Source organism: Paenibacillus sanfengchensis (genome assembly GCF_036864765.1).
Lineage (GTDB): Bacteria > Bacillota > Bacilli > Paenibacillales > Paenibacillaceae > Fontibacillus > Fontibacillus sanfengchensis.
Genome location: NZ_JBAGJC010000008.1, coordinates 231298 through 255746, shown reverse-complemented (window position 1 = coordinate 255746; position 24449 = coordinate 231298). Strand labels below are relative to the sequence as shown.

At 56.1% G+C, this 24449-nt stretch carries 15 protein-coding genes and 1 pseudogene; 4 read left to right on the top strand and 12 right to left on the bottom strand.

Annotation, left to right across the window (positions count from 1 at the left end; all coding sequences use genetic code 11):
* Window positions 1–33 precede the first annotated feature (33 nt).
* Together V4U84_RS18475 and V4U84_RS18470 are read right to left on the bottom strand one after the other, a co-directional pair.
* Complete coding sequence (locus V4U84_RS18475; protein ID WP_416367268.1) at window positions 34–195, bottom strand: aspartyl-phosphate phosphatase Spo0E family protein; 162 nt, start codon at window positions 193–195, stop codon at window positions 34–36.
* A gap of 1452 nt (window positions 196–1647) precedes the next feature.
* Window positions 1648–2550 (bottom strand): aldo/keto reductase, encoded by a 903-nt coding sequence (locus tag V4U84_RS18470; RefSeq protein ID WP_334077674.1) that lies wholly within the window; start codon window positions 2548–2550, stop codon window positions 1648–1650.
* Between the two features lie 193 nt (window positions 2551–2743).
* On the opposite strand from V4U84_RS18470, the gene V4U84_RS18465 reads away from it, so the two are divergent.
* The 4 genes from V4U84_RS18465 to V4U84_RS18450 are packed head-to-tail and all read left to right on the top strand — an operon-like array spanning window position 2744 to window position 6955.
* Window positions 2744–4345 (top strand): spore germination protein, encoded by a 1602-nt coding sequence (locus tag V4U84_RS18465; protein ID WP_334077673.1) that lies wholly within the window; start codon window positions 2744–2746, stop codon window positions 4343–4345.
* Between the two features lie 30 nt (window positions 4346–4375).
* A complete protein-coding gene (locus V4U84_RS18460) occupies window positions 4376–5581 on the top strand; it encodes a Ger(x)C family spore germination protein (protein ID WP_334077672.1) in 1206 nt (401 codons plus the stop codon).
* A gap of 10 nt (window positions 5582–5591) precedes the next feature.
* Entirely contained in the window at window positions 5592–5828 is a 237-nt protein-coding gene (locus V4U84_RS18455) for a hypothetical protein (RefSeq protein ID WP_334077671.1), read from the top strand.
* A 20-nt stretch (window positions 5829–5848) separates the two neighbouring features.
* A complete protein-coding gene (locus tag V4U84_RS18450; RefSeq protein WP_334077670.1) occupies window positions 5849–6955 on the top strand; it encodes a GerAB/ArcD/ProY family transporter in 1107 nt (368 codons plus the stop codon).
* Between the two features lie 16 nt (window positions 6956–6971).
* On the opposite strand, the pseudogene V4U84_RS18445 reads toward V4U84_RS18450, so the two are convergent.
* From V4U84_RS18445 to V4U84_RS18400, 10 genes and pseudogenes are all read right to left on the bottom strand, one after another.
* Window positions 6972–7775, bottom strand: a pseudogene (locus tag V4U84_RS18445) (alpha/beta fold hydrolase); the annotation flags it as partial.
* A 134-nt stretch (window positions 7776–7909) separates the two neighbouring features.
* Window positions 7910–9331, bottom strand: coding sequence for a pyruvate kinase (gene pyk / locus V4U84_RS18440; RefSeq protein WP_334077669.1), 1422 nt, complete (start codon window positions 9329–9331; stop codon window positions 7910–7912).
* Window positions 9332–9375: 44 nt separating this feature from the next.
* Window positions 9376–10494 (bottom strand): alanine dehydrogenase, encoded by a 1119-nt coding sequence (gene ald, locus V4U84_RS18435; RefSeq protein ID WP_334077668.1) that lies wholly within the window; start codon window positions 10492–10494, stop codon window positions 9376–9378.
* A gap of 186 nt (window positions 10495–10680) precedes the next feature.
* Window positions 10681–12402, bottom strand: a complete 1722-nt coding sequence (locus V4U84_RS18430) for a S41 family peptidase (RefSeq protein ID WP_334077667.1) — start codon at window positions 12400–12402, stop codon at window positions 10681–10683.
* Window positions 12403–12506: 104 nt separating this feature from the next.
* Entirely contained in the window at window positions 12507–13883 is a 1377-nt protein-coding gene (locus V4U84_RS18425; protein ID WP_334077666.1) for a sensor histidine kinase, read from the bottom strand.
* Complete coding sequence (locus V4U84_RS18420) at window positions 13880–14560, bottom strand: response regulator transcription factor (RefSeq protein WP_334074280.1); 681 nt, start codon at window positions 14558–14560, stop codon at window positions 13880–13882. The genes V4U84_RS18425 and V4U84_RS18420 overlap by 4 nt, the downstream gene beginning before the upstream one ends.
* Window positions 14561–16122: 1562 nt before the next feature.
* Window positions 16123–16872, bottom strand: a complete 750-nt coding sequence (locus V4U84_RS18415) for a suppressor of fused domain protein (RefSeq protein ID WP_334074279.1) — start codon at window positions 16870–16872, stop codon at window positions 16123–16125.
* A 145-nt stretch (window positions 16873–17017) separates the two neighbouring features.
* Entirely contained in the window at window positions 17018–18112 is a 1095-nt protein-coding gene (locus V4U84_RS18410) for a threonine aldolase family protein (RefSeq protein WP_334077665.1), read from the bottom strand.
* A 640-nt stretch (window positions 18113–18752) separates the two neighbouring features.
* Complete coding sequence (locus tag V4U84_RS18405) at window positions 18753–22124, bottom strand: GH36-type glycosyl hydrolase domain-containing protein (RefSeq protein ID WP_334077664.1); 3372 nt, start codon at window positions 22122–22124, stop codon at window positions 18753–18755.
* Complete coding sequence (locus tag V4U84_RS18400; RefSeq protein ID WP_334077663.1) at window positions 22121–24373, bottom strand: glycoside hydrolase family 3 N-terminal domain-containing protein; 2253 nt, start codon at window positions 24371–24373, stop codon at window positions 22121–22123. The genes V4U84_RS18405 and V4U84_RS18400 overlap by 4 nt, the downstream gene beginning before the upstream one ends.
* Window positions 24374–24449: the final 76 nt, after the last annotated feature.

The following is a 24449-nucleotide window of genomic DNA, read 5'->3' as shown; positions in this document are numbered from 1 at the left end:
TAACGCAGCTCAACCGATCCCTACGAAACCGAATCATGCAGTCGGCTGCCTTCTCTGCATATCTTCATATTTCACCTTGTTATACTTATTAATCAATTTATCCAGCAGTACGGATTGATTGAGCACGGCCTTGTGACGCAGTCCGTAACGGTCCGCCAACTGGTTTAGTTTCTGTCTCTCTTGTTCAATTCGCACTTTCATTCTCTCCTTATTATTCATAGCCTCTCACCCTATGAACATATTAGAAGATGTTGCCATTTATAGCATAATGAGACGTACTGCAAATGTGAAATAAATACCAAAACACTTATAAAAATGAAACAAGCCCAGCATCATCCTGACCCTAAAAGTTCCAGTTGTCCGATGGGTATGGGCCGGTTTTCCATTTAGAATGCCCGCTTAATGTTCCAGCATTCACTCCTGAAATCCCGGAAAATTGATGAAGGGTTCCCCTTCTCTCCTGATGTAGTCTTCCTTTTCTGCGCGTAGCGTGGTTGTGGAACTTAAAAATCTAATCACCTACCCAAGCAATTCCGCGTGCCTTAAGAGCCTAGCATCCATAAAATCACAGCTATATAGGCTGAACTATTGATTTGCATAAAAGACAGCGGTGTGAGGTGGGTGCCTATGCGGCAGCGGAGGGACATTAGCTGGAAAACCTCCCGCTAATTCGTCTGAAATTGCGTATATCAACAATTGAATCGCGAAATAGATGGAGCTTTTCCGGCTAAATCGGATCCAAGGGCTGAGAGCGGTATAATAACGGGAGGTTTTCCCGTTAAGTATAGCGGTTAAGTGTGTAAGCTCTAACGGAGGCGTTTTATATCTACAATGGTGGATGTTGGCGACGTATCTTTAGTTCAACCTATATAATAATTCAATTGGAGAATATGATTCCAACATTTACAAAAGCCAACAAAAATAACGTAAAAATTAAATATTAAATTGGACTCTTGTCATCCCTTCATCTTATTTGCTGAATTACCCGGGAAATACCGTTATTGTTCGACAAGGCCTGATTTATTCAACACAAATCGCGTACAGGTGAGATTGGCCTGCCTCATCCCGGTTGGACTCAGGCCGTTGCCCCCACAGTTGGGCGTCTTGTCGGACGAAATAGCCGCTATTTCTTCAAAGTGTGCAGGTTATCAAACACTAACGGAAATCTTAGCACCTATTTGGCTGAAAATCGGCTGTTTGCGCAGAAAATGCAGAAAATAGGCGCTCTCATTTCCTTTAAAACTCGGAGAGGGCGCTTTTATACAAAATAGCGGCTACTGCTTCCGTTAGAGTTCGGCGAGAATCCCTACTCCCGATATAGAAAAAGACGGCGACTGACAACGCGGACAGTGCCATACATAACTGGAGTTTCTCCCGTTAATTTGGCCTGTTTGTTGCCAAAGGGTACCTTTAACTGGAATTCCTCCAGCTAAATCTCACCTCAAAGGGCAATTTGCCACTTTTGCCGGAGAATAGCTGGAGGTTTTCCATCTAATTACGGGCTGACCGCCATATGGGCCGAATTACCGGGAGGAATTCCCGTAAACCGGGTACTTGGCTTGGCCAACACCCGGCTGAATTCCCGGCACAGAGGTGTGCCTGGCATCAGCATCATTCAACGCATCGTTCAGCGTTTGCCGCTTAACGTTATCGCCCATCGACCACAAGCGCGGCGGCGCTCGCATTCGCTGCCACTTGCGCCGGATTCTTGCAGCCGGGGATAACCGCGCTGACCGCAGGGTGGCGAAGGCACCAGGCTAGTGCCCACTGGGCCATGTCCACGCCCTCCGGCACCTCTTCCCGCGCGATCCGCTCCACCTCCTCGAGCTTCTGCCGGGTGCTCTCCGGATCGTGGCGGTGCCGCACATCCGTGTTGTCAAACACGGCCCCGGGTTTGTATTTGCCGCTGAGGTAGCCGCTGGCCAGCGGAACCCGGGCCAATACCCCCAAGTCCTGCCGCTCGCAGGACGGGAACACCCGTTGCTCCGGCGCACGATCCAGCCGGTTGTACACAACCTGAATCACTTTCGAATTCACCTTGGTCGAAGCTTCGGTCTGGTGGAGGTTGTCGTTGCTGCCGATCGATGTGCCGAGGTGGCGGATCTTTCCGGCCTGGACCTGCTTGTCCAACAACGTCCACAATTCGTCATTATCGAACGCCTCGTCCGGACCCGAGTGGAATTGGTACAGGTCGATATAATCCGTCTTCAGCGCTTTCAATGAGCCGTCCAACTGCTCCAGCACGTCCTTGGCCCCAAACTTGTCCGTGCGGGTGAATCGTTCATGAAAATGATGGCCAAACTTGGTCGCGACGATCCAGTCCTCCCGTTTGCGGCGACTTATGTAGTCGCCTATAAACGATTCGGACAAATGATCGCCGTAACACTCCGCCGTATCGATCAGATTGATGCCCAATTCCTGGCCTTTGTCCAGGATGGCGTCAACCTCCTCCTGCGTAAACTGCAGACCCCACTCGCCGCCAAACTGCCAGGTCCCGATGCCAATAACCGATACGTCAAACTCCGTTTTTCCCAATCTGCGATATTTCATAACCAATCCCTCCCGCTTGATTTTTTATGAACTTGGGTGTCGGTTTCATTGTATCACGCGAACAACTTGTCTCAAAAATACCGGCTGTAGCGCCCTCCCCCCTATTGCTTGTTTTTAAAATTCCCTGCCGAGTTTAGGCGGCGGATGCTTCGGAAATAATGGGGCTAGCAATCTCGAGAGGAAGAAGATCCCTATGCCGCTTCGCAGAAAAACCAGCAAGGCCGGGAAATCCGGCAGTCACGGGAAAAGTCCGAGTAATTCATCCCCTACATCGGAGGATATGCTGCTTTCCGACCTTCAGGCCAATTTGCAAAAAATCAGGCAGACGCTCGGAAACAGCACTGATATCGGTATCCGGGAAATCCCGTTTGGCGAGTCGGGGGAAACCAGCATAGCGCTTCTTTATACGGACGGACTGGCCGATCAGAACATCATCTACGAGTCGGTCATGAAAACCGTGGCTCATATGGCCAAAGCCGCCGGGCAACAGAATCAGGAAAGCCCTATCGTTAGCGACGGAAACCGCCTTTTGGAGGAAATTTCCCTTTACAATCAAGAAATCAAGACGGTAAACGACTATAAAACTCTGTTCCACGCCTTGTTGTCCGGCGATACCGTCGTTTTGATAAATGGCTCCGTGCAAGGCCTTATTGCCGGCACAAAGGGATGGAAGGACCGCGGCGTTACGGAAACCTCGGCGGAGAATGTCGTTCGCGGCCCCCGGGAAGCTTTTTCCGAGTCCCTGCGCACCAATACATCGATGATTCGCAGAAAAATCAAGGACCCTAATCTATGGCTGGAAACAATGCAGATCGGGCGGGTGACGCAAACCGATGTCGGCATGATGTACATCAACGGTATTGCCAATTCGGAGATCGTCCAGGAAGTTCGCGATCGTCTGAAACGGATCGATGTGGACAGCGTCCTGGAAAGCGGTTATATCGAAGAGTTTATCCAGGACACCACATTCACGCCGTTCCCTACCATTTACAACAGCGAGCGTCCCGATGTCATTGCCGCTGAACTGCTGGAGGGGAAGATTGCCATTCTGGTGGACGGAACCCCGTTCGTTTTGATCGTTCCGGCCCTCCTGATGTCCTTCCTCCACGCTTCCGAGGATTACTACCAACGGTGGGACATCAGCAGCTTTTTACGCATTCTACGCTATCTGAGCATCTTTATATCGCTGCTGGGGCCCTCCCTATATATCGCGATCACGACTTTCCACCAGGAAATGCTTCCGACCCAGCTTTTGTTCGGGTTGGCCGCGCAGCGCGAACAAATCCCGTTTCCGGCTTTCGTGGAAGCCTTGCTGATGGAGCTGACCTTTGAGATTCTGCGGGAAGCCGGGGTTCGGCTGCCTAAAAATATCGGCTCCGCGATTTCGATCGTCGGCACCCTGGTCATCGGCCAAGCGGCCGTAGAGGCGGGGATTATATCCGCGGCCATGGTCATCGTCGTGGCGATTACAGCCATATCCAGCTTTGTGGTTCCTGCTTTCAATATGTCGATCGCCTTCCGCATGCTGCGCTTCCCGCTGATGGCGCTCGCCGGGTCCTTCGGCCTGTTCGGCATTTTTGTCGGTATCATGGCCTTGATCCTCCATTTATGCAGCCTGCGCTCTTTCGGAGTTCCTTATACGACTCCTTTTGCCCCGTTAATTCCCGTGGACCAAAAGGATGCGATCCTGCGATTTCCGCACTGGTTGCTTGCTACCCGTCCCAGGCTGATTAGCAAAACCAACACAACGCGCAGGCCGGGCAATCCTCCGAAGAAATCGCGAAATGAAAATTGAAGCCATCACGGGAAAGCGGGTGAATGCGACATGAAACGGATCGGGGTTTTACTTTTGCTCTCTCTGCTCATCGCCCTGTTGTTGAGCGGCTGTTGGAACCGCAGAGAACTGAATGAACTCGGGATCGCGGTGGCCGCCGGGGTTGACCGTGTGGAGGACCGTTACCGGTTATCCGTCCAGGTCGTCGTCCCCGGTCAGGTCGCTTCCAAAAAAGCGGGCGGCTCCCAGGCACCAGCCACCTTATTTACGACCGAAGGCGACACGATTTTTGAAGCGGCCCGGAGGATGACTCAAGTGAGCCCGCGAAAAATTTACTTTTCGCACCTGCGCATGTTCCTGATCGGCGAGTCGATGGCCAAAGATGGCGTCGCCAAGATTCTCGATTTTTTGCTGAGAGATCATGAGTTTCGAACCGATTTCTATCTCGTGACCACCAAAGGCGCCACCGCCGAGGAGGCCCTGAAAATCATGACGCCCCTGGAGTCCATACCGGCCAACAAATTGTTCAGTTCGCTGCAAACCTCCGAGCAGGTGTGGTCACCCAGCATCACAGTGACGCTGGATCAGTTGATTAACGACCTGAGCAGTGAGGGGAAGCATCCCATATTAACCGGCTTGGAAATCACCGGAGACCGTGAAATCGGGGAAACCCCGGAGAACGTGAATACGATCAAGACCCCCGGAAATCTCCGATTTGTCGGACTCGCCGTTTTTAAAACAGACAAGCTGGTCGGTTGGCTAAACGAGAGAGAGAGCAGAGGGTACCGCTATGTCACAGGCGGAGTAAGAAGTTCCGTCGCTTCTGTCTCCTGCGGCGATAAAGGAAAAGTAACCCTGGAGACCGTCCGAAGCGATACGAAAGTTACAGGAAAGGTCATCGACTCCAACCCGGAAATTGAGATCAAGGCGTACGTCGAGGGAAATGTGGGGGCCGTAGAGTGCAAAGGACTGGATCTGACGCAGACGAAGTCCATCGAAGAACTGGAAACCAAAATTGAAAATAAGGCGGAGCAGTTGATGAAATCGGTCATTGCAAAAGTACAGAAAGAGTATAAAGTCGATGTCTTCGGTTTCGGCGAAGCCATCCGCCGTTCGAATCCCGGTTTCTGGAAACGGGTCAAACAGGATTGGAATGAACGTTACTTTCCGGACCTGCCCGTCAGGATCAAGGTGGATTACCATATCCGCAGAACGGGAACAACCAACAATACGTTCATCAATGACATCGAAGAATGAGGCGAGACGATTGATACAAATATTAATAATTCTGGTCGTCGCTGCCCTGATCTCCTGGATGGAGCTTCCCCGGCTGATCCGGGAGAAGGAACGGAGCACCGCTTGGGGTTTCTCCGTTCTGCTCCTCCTTGGCGTCGGAATTTCGGTAGCTCAGACCCTGTTCACCGACCTTCCGACACCTTTGGCTTACATCACGATGGCACTCAGACCGCTCAGCCGCTTTCTTACGGCCTTGGGTCTAATCTAATTTATGAAAGGAACCTACCTATGCCGGAGTATAAAATATCTTTGCGCCAGCTTATGATTTTGACGGCGATGTATACAATCGGCAGCGGCATTTTGCTCGTCCCTTCGGGTATGGCCTCCATCGCCAAACAAGACGCCTGGATCGCCGCGTTGATTGGTGTTCTCTTCGGCTTCATCGTGCTCGCGGTACATGTGCTGCTGGCCAGAATGTACCCCGAAAAGAACCTGATGCAAATCTGTGAAGTCCTGCTGGGCAAATGGGTCGGAAAAGCCGTAGGCCTTCTTTTCCTGGTCACTTTTTTTCTGTGCGGGCCCGCCACGGTTCTTCAAGAAGTCGGAACCTTTGTGACGATCCAAATGATGCCCGAGACCCCAATCGAGGCGATCATCATTCTTTTTGGCGTGATCGTTGCCCTGGGTGCCCGACTCGGCCTCGAAGTCCTGACCCGTTCCACCGAGTTGATGTTTCCCTGGGTTTTGTTTCTGTTTACGGCCATGGCCCTGCTGCTGCTATCCGAGGAAAAGGTGGAAAATGCGCTTCCCGTATTGGAGTTCGGGGTCGCTCCGCTGTTTTCGGCCGCCCTTTCTTTTGCCAGCGTGGTGTTTTTTCCGCATATTATACTCCTGATGATTTACCCGGCTTCCGTAAACCATCCGAAGCAGGCCCATAAAGCCGTGTACATTGGAACCCTGATCGGCAGTATCGTGCTGGTCATTATTGTTGCGCTAACCATCCTGGTACTTGGCCCCAATATTACGGCAAAAAGCATGTACCCCAGCTATTTACTTGCCCAAAAAATCAACATCGGCAATTTTCTGCAGCGGATCGAGGCGGTCATGGCCATTATGTGGTTTATCTCGCTGTTTTTCCGGCTTTCCCTCTACCTGTATGTGATCGTCGCCGGCCTTTCCCAAATCTTCGGGATTAAAAATAGTCACGCCCTCGTGCTGCCTGCCGGGTGGATCATGATTACCATGGCGGTCTTTATTTATCCCAATGTGGCTTATAGGCAGTCTTGGGACGCCAAAGTGTGGGTCCCTTATACGCTTGTAATAGGACTTCTCTTTCCACTGCTTCTGATGGGCCTGCACGGAATCCGGAAACTGTGGTCAAGGAAGTCGGCGTAGCTGCCGGCTGGCCTTCTAGGAATGCCATAAGTTCCGCGTTGAATTTATCCCGTTCCTCATAGAACAGGCTATGTCCGCTATATTCGAACCAGACCAGCTTGGCGTCAGGGATGCCCTCTTTTTGAGCGACCGCCAGTTCAGGGTAACAGACCTTGTCGTGAATGCCGTGCAGTATCAGCGTGGGCACCCCGATCTTGCTCAAATCGGAGAACAGGCTTTCATCCCGGAAGGACATCGCCACCTTTGCCGTGGAGTAACCGGGAGCCGGAAGCGCTATGTCAAAGAACCAGTCGCCAAGCGCATTGGAGATATTCTGAAAAAAGAACAACTCCTTCAGCCCCCGAAGCATCTGAGGTCTGTCGTTCAGTGTGTCCTTGATCAGCTCCGTCACATCCTCTTTCGGCATGCCGTAAGGGTATCCCGGACGCCGGGTCAAGCTGGGGGCCGCCGCCGCAAACAACGCCAGCTTGGATACCCCGTGACCCCGGTGGCGGGCCATGTATCGCACTGCTGTCGCCCCGCCATAGGAATGGCCGGCGAGCGTGAAATCGCATAGTCCCAGCGCATCGACCACGCCTCGCACATCATCGGCCATCCGGTCCAGGCAGTAGCCGTCCCACGGCTTATCCGATTTGCCGAATCCTCTCGAATCAATGCCGATGCACCGATATCCTTTTGCAGGCAGCACATTGAACTGGTACTCAAAAGCCTTGTGGCTGAGCGGCCAGCCGTGAATAAACAGAATTGTCTTATCCCCGCAAGGGTTGATGTCTTCCACGTACAGCCGGACATCCGGCGCTACTTTCACATAGTATCCCATTCTCTCTTCCTCCGATGACTTGAGTTATTGCCTTCTCAACAGCATACTCAGCACCGTTCGAATGGGTGATTGCCCAAAAATCCATGCAAACGGAAAGCCTCCGCACCCGGATGAGTGTGGAGGCTTTCGCGCAATCATGGCCCAACTTGTTGAATCTGAATCAAGTTCGTCGTTCCGGCCTGTCCCAGCGGCAGCCCGGCGGAAAGAACGACCGTATCTCCCGGCAGCACATAGCCTGTCTTCAATGCGCTTTGAATGGCCGATTTGAACATTTCGTCGGTCGTCGAGACCTGCTCGCCCTGGAACGGAAATACGCCGGATAGAAGACAAATTTTCGGGAGCACCTGCCTGTCATGCGTAATGGCCAAAATCGGGGCCTTTGGACGGTACTTGGACACCATTCGGGCCGTAAACCCGCTTTCCGTCGAAGTAATGATGGCTTTGGCATCCAGCTCCAGCGAGGCGCTGACCGCGCTCTGGCTGATCACCTCGGTGATGTTGGTGGCATGCTGCGCTCTTTTCCGGTCGAATTGCTCCCGGTAGTCGATCATCGTTTCCGCCTGATGCGCCACCCTCGCCATCGTCTGAACCGATTGGACCGGGTATTTTCCGGCCGCGGATTCGCCGGACAGCATGACCACATCCGCTCCCTGCATGACGGCGTTATATACGTCGCTGACCTCCGCCCGGGTAGGCCGCGGGTTGACCTGCATCGATTCAAGCATATGGGTAGCGACAATAACGGGCTTTCCGGCCAGATTGCACTTGTCGATCATTTCTTTCTGGCGCATCGGCACGCTTTCGACCGGAACCTCCACGCCCAAGTCCCCGCGCGCTACCATGATACCGTCCGAAGCCTCGAGGATATCATCCAGATTTTCGATCCCCTCGTCGTTCTCGATCTTCGATATGATCTGGACATGCTCCGCTCCCCGTTCCTCAAGGATTCTCCGCACCTCGCGGATATCGTCGCCCTTGCGGACGAACGAGACGGCGATCATTTCAACCTCCTGCTCCAGCCCGAAGCCGATATGCCGGATATCCCGCTCCGTAATGCCCGGCAGCGTCGTCTTGATTCCCGGCAGATTCACGCCCTTCCGCGGCTTCAGCGTACCGCCGCTGATAATGCGGCAGCGGATTTCGGACCCCTCGACAGCGAGAACGCGAAGCTCGATTAGACCGTCGTCGATCAGGATCCGGTCATTCTCATGAACGACTTGGGGCATCTCCGGATAGTTGACGGAAATACGCCGCGAATCCCCCTCGATGACTTCCGTCGTCAAGATCAGTTCTTCGCCGGGCACAAGTTGGCACGAAGCTTCTTTAAGCTTGCCGATCCGGACCTCGGGCCCCTTGATGTCCATCATAATGGGGATGAACGTGCCTAACTCCCCGGCCGCCTGCCGGACCCGCATGATCCGTGCGGCATGCTCCTCCGGTTCCCCGTGCGCCATATTCAACCGCCCTACCGTCATCCCCGCCCGAATCATATCCTTCAGGATGTCCAAAGAATCGCAGGCCGGCCCTAGCGTACAAATGATTTTTGTCCGCAGCATGAAATCCCTCCTATGGTCAGATGTAGTGTGTGGTCACTGGATGATTATTTTTTCAGCAGCGCAAAAATATCCTCCGCGGGCAGCCCCTGCGCTTCGGCGACAGCCGGATAGGTCACGCGCCCCGCCATCACGTTGATCCCCTTGGCCAGGGCGCGGTTGTCCAGCGCCGCCTGCCGGCACCCTTTGCCCGCAAGCTGCAGGCCATACGGCGCGGTGACATTGGTCAGCGCCATCGTCGAGGTGCGGGCGACGGCTCCCGGCATATTGGTAACGGCGTAGTGCACGACGCCATGCTTCTCATAGGTGGGCTGGTCATGCGTCGTGACACGGTCCACGGTGGCGATGGAGCCGCCCTGGTCAATCGCCACGTCGACGATGACCGAGCCCGGAGCCATGCTCTTCACCATCTCCTCCGTCACCAGCCGCGGGGCTCTTGCGCCGGGGATCAGCACGGCTCCCACCAGCAGATCGGCCCGGCGGACAGCCTCGCCGATATGATACGGGTTGGAGATCAACGTCTTCACCCGGCCCTGGAACATCTCGTCGATTTGACGAAGCCGCTCCGCGCTCAGATCGATGATCGTCACCTCCGCGCCCAGGCCGACGGCCATCCGGGCCGCATTGGTGCCCACGATCCCCCCGCCGATGATCGTCACCTTCCCCGGCTCCACGCCGGGAACGCCGCCCAGCAAAAGGCCCTTGCCGCCGTGGGCCTTCTCCAGAAAATGCGCGCCGATCTGAATTGACATCCTCCCGGCGACTTCACTCATCGGCATCAGCAGCGGCAAACGCCCGTCGTCCAGTTGGATCGTTTCATAAGCCACGGCCGTTACACCCGCCTGAACCAGCGCCCCAGTCAGTTCCGGCTCGGGCGCCAGGTGCAGGTAGGTGAACAAAATTTGGCCTTCCCGAAAAAATCCGTACTCTTCCGGAATCGGTTCCTTTACCTTCACCACCATTTCCGCCGACCAAGCTTCGGCCGCGGTGGGCACCACCGTGGCTCCCGCGGCGCTGTAGGCTTCATCCGTAAAACCGATGCCTTGCCCGGCTCCGGCTTCCACCAGTACCCGATGGCCCGCCTGCACGTAGGAAAGTACGGTTCCCGGCGTCATGCCGACGCGATGCTCGTTATTTTTTCTTTCCTTGGGTACTCCGATGATCATCGCATCCCATCCCCTTGATCCGACTATATTTTCTATTACCCGAAAAATGCCGATTCCTTCTTATGCCTCAGTATATTCCGAAATTCCCCGCGTGATTTTTCCAGGATAGGATTCCCGCGGAGGGGACGGGCTATGCTACAAGTGTATTTTTTAAAGGGTGGCGGCAATGTGTTACCTGCTCGGACCTCATTGGGCGGAGCCCGCCTTCTCCAAGGCTTCTACGGCGGCTTGAAGTTCGACGTCCTGACCCTCGATATATTTCGCGGCGAACGTCTCTTCATTCAACGGCACTTGAATATCGGGCGAGACGCCGCCCCGGCCCTGGCCGTCGCTATCGCCTTGAACGGCATAACGGGCGTCCAGAGATCTCCCGTCCGGGAAGCGCAGCAGGTAGCCTTCCGGCATCTTCGCCTCGATTGGGCGGCTCATCACGCCGAAAGAGCCGTTCGTGGAGGTGAAGCCGACAATGACGGTTCGGGGCTGTCCCTTGAGCACGAGCGGCAAGCCCTCCGCCGAACTGATCGTATTGTGGTTGACCAGGATAGCTACCTTCCCTTTGTAACCCGATTCCTTAGGCGTTATGACGCGAGTCTCTCCGGCGTTGACTTCGAAGCGGCCTGTCGTCCGGCTATAGTAGCTGACGACTTCATAATGCCGCTTCCACGCGCTTAAATGCCCGGCAATAGCCGCGGCCACATCGTCGTCGCCGCCGGGATTGTCGCGTACATCGACGATCAGGCCTTTGACGGACCGGTTCTGAAAATCATTTACGATCCTCGTGAACAATCCGGCGGGATCCGGCACGGCATCGTTCGGCAGGAAATACCGGATCCGGATATAACCGTATCCGTTATCCAAGACGCGCCCTTCGATGGGGGCATCCGTCCGCTTCAGCTTGGCCTTGGTAGCCTTCAGGGTGGCATAGTCGTCTTCGTAGGCTTGCAAGATTGCTTTTCTTAGCTCGTTATTCGCCCTGCTCCTATACTCGATCTCAACCTGGCTCCCGACCGCCGCCCGAGTCATGAACCGGCCCTGGTTCATCCTCCGGTCCCCCTCCGTCGCCGTCGGATTCTCGCTCCAGGCCGCCGCTTGATAAACGTCCAGCGCGGGCCTCCCGTTCCATTCGACGATCTCGTCGCCTAGCGCCATTCCTCCGCGCTCCGCCGGACTGCCCTCCAGCAGCAGGCCGACCCGTACTTGGCCGTTATCCAGCAGGACGGCGCCGATGCCGAAGCCGCCCCCGGCCTCCCGTTGGAAGACGGGATTGTCCTCGTACAAGGCTTCGTTAACGATCTTGACGTGACCGTCCCGGAATGAGAACAGATACTCCCGCAAAGCCTTGTAATAGAGCTCCTTATCCCGCTTCTTCTCCGCTTCCCGGAAGATCGGCTCATACTTGCGTTCAAGAGCCTCCCAGTCGACCTGCTTCCGGTCGCCGAAGGGATATTCCTTGGACAGCCGCTCGTTCAACCGAACGAAAGCCTCGGAGTAGCTTAAATTCCGGAAGTCGCTGGCCGGGTTGTAACGCAATTCCCCGGCGAGCAGAAGCGCGAGGACGATCGGGCTCATGGCGGCGAGACACGACGCGGCGCGAACGATCGCGCGGAGTCTCTTGCGCTTGGGAAGCGGGGCATGCCGCTTGGGCGCCCAGATTCTTTTCGCTGTGAACAGGAACAATAAGCCGCTCAGACCGTACAGAATCAGGGCCGGCAGGGTCGTATCCCCGCGAAGCAAGCTCAGGGCGGACGTAAGCACCCCCGCGCTCGGCACAAAGTCGACCCATCGGTAAGGACGGCGAGCCGGGAAGGCGGACCATCCCAGTAAAAAGAGATCAATCGCGCACAAAACCATCACATACGGGGTTAACCACTTATATGCCTCAAACAAACTAGCCGCCAAAGTACTCACTGTTCCGCCTCCAGTCTAAATCATTGAAAGTTCCGTGACACTGGAAGAGTAGAAGCGGAGTATGAACGGAGCGTGAACTCGGGCGAGCTTGGCGAAAGGTTCGTTCAACGCGGAAGGGGGGTCTGGACGGCGTTTCGCGGCAGCCGGACCGTGACGGTCGTACCTTGACCGGGGGAACTGGACGCTTCGATCCGCCCCTGGTGGAGGAGAACGATCCACTTGACGATGGACAGCCCCAGACCGCTGCCGCTGCCGCTTCGGCGGGACCGATCGGCTTTGTAGAAACGCTCAAAGATGCGATCGAGATCCTCCGGTGGTATCCCGATCCCGGTGTCTGTTATCGTGACCTTATATTCGTCGCCCTCGGGAATCAGAGCGACGGCGATCTTCCCGCCTTCCTGGGTGAACTTGATGCTGTTGCCAAGCAAATTCGTCCACACCTGATTCAACTGGTCGGGGTCGGCCTGAATCTTAAGCGCGGGGGGCAGCGACAGATCGAGGTCCAGACGCTTGGCGGACCACAGCGGTTCCAGGGCGACCGCGACCTGCCTGATGCTCTCGTCCAGATGGAAGGTTCGCACCGCCATCGGATGATGCTCCGATTCGAGGGACGCCAGCTTCAGCAGATTGTCGCTAAGCCGGGATAGCCGACCACTCTCGGTCAGAATAATATCGATGTAACGGGCGCGGTTCTCCTCCGTTGTCAGCCCCGGAGATTTGAGCGCCTCGGCGAAGCCGGAGATGGACGTCAGCGGCGACTGAATCTCGTGCGAGACGTTGGAGACGAAGTCCTGCCGCATCTGCTCCAACCGCTTGAGGTCGCGGGCCATCGCGTTGAAGCCGCGAACCAGCTCCCCGAGCTCGTCTTGGCGCCTCGCTTGCAATTCGACGTTGAAGCGGCCCCTGGCCAGTTCCCGGGTCGCCGCCGTCAAGCCCTGCAGGGGCTTCACCAGATAGCGGGCGGCCGCCAGAATGCACAAGCTGCCGACGACCAGCACCATCAGCAGAATGGCCAATATAAACTGTAGGATCGTCCTCTCGTTCTTGGAGGAGGTCAACATAAACAAACCATAGGCGCGGCCTTCGGCGGCCAACGGGAGGCCGACCGTCAATTCATCAACGCCCCGAAGCGCGGAACGATAGGATTGTCCGCCCAGAACCTCCCGAACCGCTTGCGGGGGAAGGCTGGAGGGAAGCTCCTTCATCTCCCGGCCATAGGACCTGTAATGGTCCTCATCGCGGAACAGAATCAACGGATAGGAGATGAGCTTGGAAGTATGGGTTAGGAAGCTGTCGAGATCCCGCGGACGCGTCAGCTCGTAGAGACGGATTACCCGCTCGCCGGCATCCGTCATCTCCTCCTGGCCGAGGCGGTTCAGCTTCGGCTGGAACAGGACGAGGCCGACGATCAGGGACGACAACAGGCTGATGATCATGATGACCAAAAAAGTCAGCACGACGCGGACGTATAAGGTCTTCATCTCGCGTTCACCACAAGCCGGTAGCCGAGGCTGCGGGCAGTCTCGATATGGAAATGCCCGGCATCTCCGGCGAAACGCTGCCGCAGCCGCTTGATATGGACGTCGACCGTCCGGTCGTCTCCTTCGTAATCGATCCCCCAGATCTGAACGATGAGGCTCTCGCGGGTGAAGATCTGACCGGGATGGCTGGCGAGCTTGAACAGCAGCTCGAATTCCTTAAGGGGTAAAGTCAGTTCCTCGCCGTCTCGAATAACCTTGTTGCTGCGGCCGTCCAGCACGATCCCGCCCAGTTGAATGAGCCGGGATGCGGCGATCCGGTACCGCTTCAGCAGCGCCTTCACCCGCATCACCAGCTCCATGGGGTGGAACGGCTTGGTCAGGTAATCGTCACTGCCCAACTGGAAGCCTCTCACCCTGTCAGCCGCTTCCCCCTTGGCCGTCACCATGAGCAGGGGGAGGTCGTCATTCCGCTTGCGGATCTCCCGACACAGCTCCCAGCCGTCCATGAGCGGCATCATAATATCGAGAATGACCAACTGGACGCCCGCCCCCGCGACGAGCGCAAGCGCATCCTCGCCGTTGTCCGCCTCCGCGACCTCGAAGCCCTCGTTCCGCAGATAGAGGCCCATCAGTTCGCGAATATGGGGGTCGTCGTCGGCGATCAGAATTTTTACCATAACGGCGCCACGCTCCCTTCCTGTTTATCCTGACATATTATAGCAGTGAGAATCGCGCCCGGAATAGTAGTTACTCGCTAGTGCCCCATCAGCCTTCGTAGTAGAAGCGGGAGAAAATGGGAATTCCTTGCTTCGGGAGTGAGGTACTCCATAAGCACGCAGTCTCAAGCACACAGAACATCCCATCCGTAGTAAGTCTGCGGCTATCCAGGCCAGGTGCCGAACGCACTTCCAACTCCAAAAAACGCTCGTCCGCTACTTCTATAATAGGTTGAACTAAAGAATTGGCGTTGGGCAAAGTTACAAAGTTATGAATGGTTTCGGAGATAGGTTGCCAACACCCACCATTGTAGATATAAAGCGCCCCCGTCAGAGTCTACACATTAACGGGAAAATCTCCCGTTAATGTACCGCTCTTGGCTCTTGGATCGGATTTAGCTGGAAAAGCTCCATCTATTTCGCGGCCCTATTGCCGTTATACACAATTTCAGACGAATTAGCGGGAGGATTTCCAGCTAATTCGCCTCTGCAGCCGCATACGCACCAAATTAACGGGAAGAATTCCTTTTAATTCGAACCGAACCGGTAGTTACAGGTCAAGAGTGTGGCAAAGAACCCTTTGCAACGCTGTCTAGTGCCCCATACAGACATCGTAGTACGAGAATATGAGAATACGCTGCTTCAACTATCATTTGGAGTGAGGTACTCGATAAGTACGCAGTCTCAAGCCCTCAGACATCCAAATCCGTATTAAGCCCACGGCTATAAAGGTCCTAGCGCACTTTCAACTCCAAAAGATGCAAATCTGCAGGTATTTAAGCCCATCCACGATGGGATGCGAAAAAAGATGCTGAATCTGCAGGTATTTCTAGCGATTTTAGAGAAACGAGCCTATTTCATCGAAAATTCCTGCAGGAATTGCAGGAATCCTGTTATTTTTATTCCGAACAGGATAAATACTCGCAGATATGCAGGAATTCTATGTTAATCAAGGTTGTCTAACGGACACTAGTATGCAAATCAACAGTTCAAACTATATAGTGATTTTTGAGCAAGAGTACTGACGTTACCTCCAAAACCTGGCATGGTGCTGCCTACCCTGGCCGCCCGCTGAATTAGCGGCCGTTTGGGCCGCTAATTCGGCCCGATTCGGTCCCACAGGGATCATAGCGTCGTAAAAGGCCTTTATTTACCTGCCCGGCTATCAAAGGAAAGCGGGCTCCGCCGAAAAGCATAGGGTGTTGGCCTAAAAATGCAGGAGTCTGATTTTTTGTTCCAGACAGAAAGAAATACACTTGTGCAGGAATTCTATGTAAAACAAGGTTGGCTGATGAGGCAATAGGTTTGACATGATGCCCCCTTTAAGTCGATTATCATGATTGACGGCCTATTTCGGTACCGATGGATTCCATAGACTTCCTGTTATTTCAACGAAGGTCACAAGGCGATAAGAACGCTTCCGGTCATCGAAAAACTCGATCAGGCGAAAAATTTCAATTAAGCCAGCAATACAAAAAAAGAGATGGCACCCTGCACCTGCGGCCATCCCTTTTTTATGCATTTCAAATGTCTCTATAGGCATTCTTCCGGTGCGGATCCAGAACCAAAAAATCTCCGGGGAGCTCGGCCAGTTTGTCGATCAGCACGTCGCAGCCGAACTGAAGCTTCGCCTCCATCTCCTCCCGGTAGAGCGGTACCGGAAAATACACCTGGATCTGATTGCCGTCTTCTGTATGAATCGTGCTAACCTCTTCCGGAAGCGAAAGCAGCACGACGCCCGACAATTCCGTATTCGGTGCATACGGGTCGTAATTCTCCGAGTTCGGAATCGTATGCCCGTAACCTAGCCAAGTGTGATATTGGTGCGGAAACCGCGCGAGGACTTTAAGCAGCCGGATCGGCCAGTAATTTTCCTCCGCTTCAAAATCTTTCTGTTCCAAAGGCCAGTCCTGCGGCAAAAACATCATCAGCTCCGCCCGTTCCAGATGCTTGTACTCTTCCCGGATTTCCGGCGGAAGCGTCATCGGCAGGTCGCTCATCCCGTTCGTGAACAGCACGCGGTAGGGTTCTTCCGGCGTCGCTTCCATAATGTTTACGTCAATATGTACAAGATCCGATACGATTTCATGGAACACCATCGTTTCCCGGTTCGGAAACACCTTGTTGAAATGCTCGCCGATTTCCTCCATATACATAATTTCCGACGGCGGCGCCCACTCCTGCTCTTGGGGTCCATCATAACGGTAAATGGTCGTGCCGTCTTCCGACTTGCCGGTTTCCCGGCCGCCGAACAGCTTTTTAAAAAAGTTCATTTTCCTACTCTCCTCATCCGAAATTTGATCATTGCCGTTCCATTCGAGTATGTATTTTCTTGTATCCTGCTATGGAAAAATGCGGAACTCTCCAGGAAGTATAACAAAACCCATAGCCTATGAGCCATGGGTCTTGAAACGCATATTACAAAATGCCGCCCAATTTGCCGTCCAAGGATCGGAACATGGCGGCGCGGCGTTCTTCCGGCACCAACGCATAACAATCACCCACACTAAGTTCAAAATAGCTCGTCCCTCCATCGAAGTCCCGCAAACTCCCGGTCACCCCGATGCCGGTCTCTTCGCAGAGCGCAATCAGCAGCGGCTCGACCTTGTCTTTCGGAGCGTCGAAGTGAACATGAAACAGGTTGGAGACGGGAACCGCCGGGAGGGTCGTCACTCCACGGCAAGCCTGGAATTGTTCGGACAGTACCAAGGCTTCCCGGTAATAGCGGTCCATTCTGCCGATACGTTCCCTGAAATAATGCGCACTCGTCAAAATATACGGGTACAGGCTGATCAGATCACCGCCATGCCTTCTTTTCCAAACCTTCGACCGCTCCGTAAACGCCGCGTCTCCCGCCAAAATCGCCCCGGCAATCCCGCCGATCGACTTGTAAAAAGAAACGTACACACTGTCAAACAGCGCGCAAACTTCCGCCGCCGTCTTCCCGTAATACGGAAGAATTTCAAACAACCGCGCCCCGTCCAGATGCAGCTTTATGCCCTTCTCCCGGCAATAATCCGCAATCGCTTCGAGCTCCCGGAACTCCGGCAACTGCCCGCCGATTTCACGCTGGGGAAGCTCCAGCAGCAAACAGGCGATTTTTTCCTCCAGCCCGGCGACATCCTCCAAAGTAATCAGGCGGTGCCGGTCGGCCAGCAAAATCGGCCGGATGCCATGCAGCTCCTTCAGTCCGTCTTCCTCGTGAATCTCCAGATGACAGAGGGGATGGTAGGCAACCTGCGCCAGCTTTCTATCATCACAGTGGATTCTCAGGGCAATCTGCTGCGCCATCGTGCCGCTCGGAAAAAACACCGCCGCCCCCTTGCCGAGGTAGGCCGCCATCTCCTCCTGAAAGTCCTCAATGACTTTGCCCTTGCCGTACATGTCGCTCTCCACATTCCCGTCAACCTGCTCCAATACGGCTTTAAGCACGTCCGCATTTCTCGGTCCGTGTCCCGATAACCGGTACTCCGCCCGGCTGAAAACCTCCGCCATTGTCGGCCGCTCGCTCATCGTATTCCGCTCCTTTAATTATGGTTTACGTATTAACGGGAAAACCTCCCGTTAATTGATCTCTATGGGCTCTGCGATCAGAATTAACTGGAAAAACTCCATCTATTACGTGCCCTCGGACGCCGATTACTCGATTTCAGTTAAATTTACGGGAAGTTTTCCAGCTAATTCAACTCTGCGGCGGCGTAGACATCCAATTAACGGGGGGAAATCCCGGTAAATTTCTGATTCATTCCCGTGAAAATGGCTCTCACCGGCCCCCTCCGGCGCATGCCTGTATTGTACACCTGCTTGCGGAAAAGGAACAGCAGCGGCCATGTGCCACCCGAAAACCTAACGGACGCAGCAGCGGCTATTTTGGCAAAAAACGCTCTTCCCATATTCTAACGGAAATAATAGCGCCTATTTGCTTGCCTCACTGCCAAAAAGGACGGGTTTTAAGCAAATAGCGGCTATTATTTCCGTTAGCGTTTGAAAACGGCAAATTTGGAGCAAATAGCGGCTATGGTGTCCGTTAGAACATCGGCGGCGGTTCGGCGAGGACGATTCGACGTCAGCGATCCGACGGATGGAGGCCGCATAACTTAAAGAGAAACCACCCCTTGTTCATACGAACGGCGGGGCGGCTTCTCGATTTTTCTTACATATGAATCTCGATGACCTGACGTGCGCGCTGGCTTTCGGCAAGCCGCTCGAGCTCCGCGCGGCCGATGCGCACGCCACCGGCCCGGTAGCGGTTGCTCATCGGCTCGGCCGCGGCCTCCCGGCCATTGACCGTGATCCGCTCGATCGCCGACCGGCCCGTGAGGCGATACACGATCGTCGCCGGCAATCCGGCCACCTCAAAATCGAAGGCTGCGCCGTCGAGCGACTCCGGCAGCACCGGATCCAGAATCAGGTCCCCGCCCTCTTCGCGAACGCCGAGGGCCTGGGAAATAAGCTGATTCATGTAGATTCCCGGGCCGCTGGAGTATATTCTCCAGCCGCCTTTAACCGGCACGGCGCCGCTGCGCAGCTCGTTAAAGCGCTCCTGCGCCTCGTACCGGGTGCTGAACTTCCCGTCCGAGCTGCTGAAATACGCGTTGGCCTGCCGCAGTTCCGCGTTCGGCACCACCTCGCTGAGGCCGACCGGGTTGATCATTTCCAGGCCGCGCCAAACCTCATCCTGTTTGCCGAGCTTGGCCATCGCCTCCACGTAGCGGATATGCGCGTGCACATACTGGAGGCCGATCTCCCGGCCGAAGTTGGACGCCTGCTCCGCGCGTTTGAAGTGTGTGCTGACCCCGCCGGCATATTGGGCCGGCCGGTTCATCAGGCGCACGCCGTCCGGGCAGTAGAACTGCTCCCGGATCAACCGGTAATGCTCCTCCGCCTGTTCCGGCGTCAACAGCTCGCTGATCATACTGCGCGTCATCGGCAGCAGCCGGTACTGAATGCCGGTTTCGGTATCGCTCGGATGCAGCATCAGCTTCGCTTCGTCCGGACGCTCCATAAACACGAAGCCCGGAATGACCCCGGTGCCCAGCATGTATTTGCCGAAGTCGGCGCGGATACCGTCCGCCATGGACGCAAGCTCTTTCGACGCTTCCGGACGGACGCCGGACAGCACCTGCGCAAACCGGCCGATCGTTTGGTACGTCAGCGCCACCGTCCAGCTGCTGACCATGTATTGCTTCAGCTGCGCGTTCGCCGGCTGCAGCGTATCGTCCCAGTCCCCGTCCCCGTAGGAGGACAAATGGGTACCGTGGAGGAAGTGCTGCCGGATATAGCCGATTTCTTTTTCCGCGTGTTCCATCAAGGTCGCCGTCTCGGCGGTAAAGTCGAAAGAACCCTTGCGCGTATATGGAATCCGTTCCTCTAGAATCCCGTAATCCCCGGTCACCGCCAGGTAATCGCCCAGCACCTTGAGCGGCCAGACGATAATGTCGCCATGGCTCTCCTCCTGCTGGATGCGGGTGTAATTGTCGAACATAAACCATTGCGGCCAGTTTCCGTCATCCTCATATTGGTGAGCGAAGACGGTCAGCAAAATTTCGCGGACCCGGTCATATTTGCGGGTGGCGAGGAAATACTCGACCGGCCCCTGGCATACATCGCGCGTCCCCCAAGCCGCGCCGCCGTACTGCTCCAAACCGTGCGGCATCGAGTAGTGGACGAGCATGTTATGCGTATACCACCAAGCGAGCGCGTTGACTTTGAACAGCTCGCCCTCGTCGCCGCCGCTCCGGTACAGGCGGAAACCGTTCATCACGCCGCGGAAAAATTCGCGGTAGCGGGCGATTTCCTCTTCCGCGGAGACGGAAGTCGAAGGCGCAGCTTCTTCCCCGTCCAGTTGCCCGCGGATCGTCAAGGCCCACGAGGCCGCCGGGTCCAACTCCAGCACGGCCAGCGGCGCCGCTTCCGACTGCGGCAGCGAGACCAGCTTGCGGTCGGCGGTCAGCTTCATGCCGGTTCCGCCGGAAACTTCCATCCGGTACTGCAGGTCCGGATACGCTTCGGCCTCGGCGCTGAGTGCGGACGGATCGGCCCGGAAAATGACGGCGTTCTCCCCGTCCACCTCGAATCGATAAGGAATTTCGAACTCGTTCACATGCATCGTAATCTGATTCGTTACGAGGCAGCGGTAGGCTTTATTTTTTGCGGAGGCAAAATGCAATACCACCTCCGGCGAATCGTTCCGGGTATAGTTCGTAATTGTGAGCAGGTCGTCGGTCAATTGATAGTACCAGCGCACATAATTGAAGCCCATCTCAAAGGCCGATGGCATGGTCAACAAACGATAGACGCCGCCTTGCTCAACATAAACGCGCTGGCCCGACGTTTTCGCGGCATTGAGCGCATTTCGGGTATTCGACATCAACTTGTTGAAATTGGTGTTGCCGATCACGACCTGCGAATTGAACACGCCGTACATATACGAAGTCGTCGTGATCACTTGACTGTTCATCCGGTCGTTGCCGCCGCTCATCAAAATATGTCCGTGCGGACGTTCAATGCGCAGTTCTTTTTCCTTCAATACCACGTGTTCATAGGTGTTCGTAAAAAACGACAGCAGTTGGCCGTCCGCCCGCTCCTCCTGCTTGCGCTGCGGGAACAGCCGGTCCAGTTCCTCCGCCGTCAACGAACGCCCCGTCAGCGGTTTCCCGATTTCCGGGGACCGCACGGCGCGCGGCAGGACTTCCAATGCCGCATCACCCGGGGACTCCGCCTCTTCCCGGGCCGCACGAATGTCGTCGCGGAACTCCAACCCGTTAATCGCCGCAGGATGATCCTCCTTGAACAGGCCGTAGAAGACAAACCGAACCGTGGTTTCTTCGCCAAGCTCCACGGCCTCGGTCTGCAGAGCGGTGTAGGCGAACTCGTACTGGTAGACCTCATTCGCCAGATTCGCGCGGGTCAAGGCCTCCGGCACATTGGTTTCCTTGTAGGACAGTCCGAAAAACTGAAATCCGTCCGTGGAAAACCCGGTACTCCCCGTCAGCGCCCCCTGCTGCAGGTAAGGAAACCGTCCGCCCTGCGGCTGATTTTGCCGGGAACAAACCACATAACCCCATTCCTCGTCCTGGAATACGGAATGGTCGATATATTGGGACAAGTAAGCCTCATTGCTGCGGACCGCACCCGGTGCGGCGATGCCGATGTCTTGGCCGTAGACCACATCCGCCTTGCCCCGGCCGCCTTCCAGCGTAACGTCCCAGAACCAGATCCCCTGCTCGGTCAGTGTAAACACAACCTGGTAGCCGATGCCTTCCGCAATCCCGTTCCAGATCATCCGGCGCTCCGTCCGGCGAATCGCCGCGCCGGACCGGATGCCCAGCAGCGGGATGGCCCGAATGCCGTCCTCGCGATGCAGACGCAAATAAAGGTTCCCCAGCGCGCCGTCGGCGGCGTGCGGGAGAAGCTGATTAATCATGGTGGTCTTCGACGAAGCTTGATACAAATCGCCGCTATTCAAAAAGGAAAAGGTCAGGCCTCCGGCCTCCAGTTCATATTGATGCACCTGTTTGGTCATCGCACTTCACTCCCCATCTCTTCGTGTTGGTTCTTCCCGAGGTTTGCTCCCTGAAGCCGGGTTCCGCTCGTCACGGGGCCCTTTTCCAGCCGGAAGCGCAGTTCTTCGGCATCGCGGCTGTTCGGGCCCACGAATACCGAGAACTGCCCGGCATCGCTGGCGAACTCCAGGTTGTGATGCGTGTAACGCAGCATTTCTTCCGTTATCGTGAACCGGACCTCCCGGCTTTCCCCGGCAGCCAGACGCACTTTGGCAAAAGCCTTCAGTTCCTTGACCGGACGAACCGTATCCCCGACCCAATCGCGGATATAGAGCTGTATGGTTTCTTCACCCTCGGCCGGACCGGCGTTCGTCAGGACGACCGATAATTCCAGCGGTTTGTCCGGCGTCATGATTTCCCCGGACAATTGCGGCTTGCCATAAATGAACGTCGTGTAGCTCAGGCCGAAGCCAAAGGGCAGGAGCGGCTCATTCGGAAGGTCCAGGTAGTGCGAAACATACCGTTCTTGGGCATCCGGCGCCCCGAGCGGGCGGCCGGTGCTGAAATGGTTGTAGTACACCGGGATCTGCCCGACCGCGGCCGGGAAAGACATGCTGAGGCGCCCGGACGGATTGGCGTCCCCGTACAGCAGGGCGGCGATCGCCGCGCCGCCTTCGCTGCCCGGGAACCAAGCCTCCAGCACCGCGTCGGCGGTGTCGTACACGCCGCGCAGGTCCAGCGGCCGGCCGTTGAACAGCACGACGGCCACCGGCTTGCCGAGCGCCTTCATGCGCCGCAGCAGCTCAAGCTGCGCCGCCGGCAGCGTGATGTCCGCGCGGCTGCCCGCTTCCCCGCTCATCTCCGACGACTCGCCGAGGGCGAGCACGATGACGTCCGCCCCAGCGGCGGCGCGGGCCGCCTCCGCCCATTGGGCCTCCGTCATCGCCTCGATGCCCGAGCCCTCGGCCACGGCGATGTCGCCCGGCTCCGCGGCGGCCGCCTTCATGGCCGTGTCCAGCCGGACCGCATCCTTGCGCGATCCGGTCCACGACCACGGCCCCAGGATGTCGCCGCTCTGCGCGAACGGCCCGACCAGGGCCACCCGCTGCCCGCGGGCCAGCGGCAGCAAGCCGCGCTCGTTCTTCAGCAGCACGCACGATTTCTCGGCGAGCTCGCGCGCGGCGGCCCGGTGTTCGGCGCAGAAGACGATTTCTTTCTCCGCTTCGGGATCCGCCCCGCGGTGCGGCCGCTCGAAGAGGCCCAGCTTCTCTTTGAGCTGCAAAATGCGCAGCACCGCCTCGTCGATGATTTTCTCCTCCACGAGTCCCTCTCTGACGAGCCGCGGCAGATGATGGACATAACAGGAGGTCGCCATCTCTATATCTACGCCTGCCCGTATAGCCTTGTAAGCAGCTTCCGCTTCATCTTCGGCCACCCCGTGCGGGATCAATTCTTTCACCGCGCCCCAATCCGAAATCAGGACGCCGTCAAAGCCCCACTCCTCCCGCAGCAGCTTTCGCATCAGTTTGGTATTTCCGCTTGCCGGCACGCCGTCAACCGTATTGAACGAGGTCATGACCATCTCGCAGCCCTCGTCCAAGGCGGCCCGGTAAGCCGGAAGATAATATTCGCGAAGCTGCCATTCCGACAGGTCCACGGTATTGTAATCTCTCCCGCCCTCGGACAAACCGTAAGCGGCGAAATGCTTCACGCAGGCGGCTACCCGCTGTACATCCTCCCGCAGATTTTGGCCCTGGAAGCCGCGCACGAAAGCCCGCGCGAGCTCGCTGTTCAGGTAAGGATCCTCCCCCGTCGACTCCATGACTCTTCCCCACCGGGCGTCGCGGACGAGGTCCACCATCGGGGCGTAGGTCACGTGAACGCCGGAAACCGCCGCTTCCCGGGCGGCGATCTCCGCGCTCCGCTCGGCCAGTGGGAGATCCCAGGAGCAGCCGATCGCGAGCGGGATCGGGAATATGGTTTTGAAGCCATGCACAATGTCCGCCATGAAGAGCAGAGGGATGCCCAGCCGGTTCTTTTTCAAATGTGCTTCCTGAACGGCGATCGCCCCTGCGGCGCCCGCGTATCCCAGCACCGAACCGCTGTTCCGCACCATTTCCTCCGTCACGCCCAACGATTTCATCGGACCCGTAATTTGCCCTTCTCCCTCCGCCCCTTCAAAGAACGGAGCCGCCAATTGCATCAGCTGAGCAACCTTTTCCTCCAGTGTCATTTGCGTCACCATTGTAAGCAGCTGCTGATTGTCCATGTCTAGTCCTCCATCGCTTTTGCTTATGTTTTGATCCGCAGCGCGCCTATGAATGGAAGAACCCGGTGCGGGAAAC

What these genes read in the sequence shown, in the direction of transcription:
- V4U84_RS18425 (WP_334077666.1), bottom strand. Translation starts at nt 13,883, where the DNA reads ATGAAGACCTTATACGTCCGCGTCGTGCTGACTTTTTTGGTCATCATG.
- V4U84_RS18400 (WP_334077663.1), bottom strand. Translation starts at nt 24,373, where the DNA reads ATGGACAATCAGCAGCTGCTTACAATGGTGACGCAAATGACACTGGAG.
- pyk (WP_334077669.1), bottom strand. Translation starts at nt 9,331, where the DNA reads ATGCTGCGGACAAAAATCATTTGTACGCTAGGGCCGGCCTGCGATTCT.
- V4U84_RS18450 (WP_334077670.1), top strand. Translation starts at nt 5,849, where the DNA reads ATGCCGGAGTATAAAATATCTTTGCGCCAGCTTATGATTTTGACGGCG.
- V4U84_RS18465 (WP_334077673.1), top strand. Translation starts at nt 2,744, where the DNA reads ATGCCGCTTCGCAGAAAAACCAGCAAGGCCGGGAAATCCGGCAGTCAC.
- V4U84_RS18470 (WP_334077674.1), bottom strand. Translation starts at nt 2,550, where the DNA reads ATGAAATATCGCAGATTGGGAAAAACGGAGTTTGACGTATCGGTTATT.
- ald (WP_334077668.1), bottom strand. Translation starts at nt 10,494, where the DNA reads ATGATCATCGGAGTACCCAAGGAAAGAAAAAATAACGAGCATCGCGTC.
- V4U84_RS18420 (WP_334074280.1), bottom strand. Translation starts at nt 14,560, where the DNA reads ATGGTAAAAATTCTGATCGCCGACGACGACCCCCATATTCGCGAACTG.
- V4U84_RS18415 (WP_334074279.1), bottom strand. Translation starts at nt 16,872, where the DNA reads ATGAACTTTTTTAAAAAGCTGTTCGGCGGCCGGGAAACCGGCAAGTCG.
- V4U84_RS18460 (WP_334077672.1), top strand. Translation starts at nt 4,376, where the DNA reads ATGAAACGGATCGGGGTTTTACTTTTGCTCTCTCTGCTCATCGCCCTG.
- V4U84_RS18405 (WP_334077664.1), bottom strand. Translation starts at nt 22,124, where the DNA reads ATGACCAAACAGGTGCATCAATATGAACTGGAGGCCGGAGGCCTGACC.
- V4U84_RS18410 (WP_334077665.1), bottom strand. Translation starts at nt 18,112, where the DNA reads ATGAGCGAGCGGCCGACAATGGCGGAGGTTTTCAGCCGGGCGGAGTAC.